The sequence below is a fragment of the Vibrio sp. 2033 genome (assembly GCF_033339735.1).
Genome location: NZ_JAWOVC010000634.1, coordinates 1 through 569 on the forward strand (window position 1 = coordinate 1; position 569 = coordinate 569).

Annotated in this window: 1 protein-coding gene; it reads right to left on the reverse strand. The window is 51.7% G+C overall.

Annotated features, from left to right (window positions below; all coding sequences use genetic code 11):
* Window positions 1-569, reverse strand: a 569-nt coding sequence (locus tag R7P74_RS28200; protein ID WP_318123981.1) for a glycoside hydrolase domain-containing protein, incomplete at both ends; no start/stop codon positions are given.

Here is a 569-nt window from a genome sequence, read left to right on the forward strand (position 1 = left end):
ACTGTTCCAGTAGCCATGATGAACAAAGCCGTTTTCTTCGTACACTTTCACTTGCACAACGTTTGCTGCGCCGATGTTGTTGTCTTCCGTCCAATCTGGGAATTCAGAAGCCTCGTGGTAACGCACCGTAAACTCAGCCGCTTCTTTGGCAAGTTGTGGGTCGATGTCTAAGCCTTTCGCCATCGCGTCAGCAATGATAGAAACCGCAGGGAAGCCGATCATGGTGCCCGTGTAATGGCTGTGCAGTTCCCATTTCGGCAAGATGCCACCGTCTTCGTATTTACGAATCAGGTCGTTGGCAAACTCTTCGGCACGTTCTGGGTCGATGATGGTTTTCAGTGGATGCGCTGCGCGGAAAGTATCCCACATGGAGTACACGGAGTAGTTTGGCGTATCGCCCGCGTCTTTTTGAATGCGAGTACGCATCGCAGGGTATTGACCGTCGACATCTTGGAAAATCATTGGCGCGATAGAAGCGTGGTAAAGCGCGGTGTAGAAGATCTCTTTTTGATCTTCCGTGCCGCCAGATACCATCATGCGGCTGAGCTCTTGGTGCCATGCATCGTTGG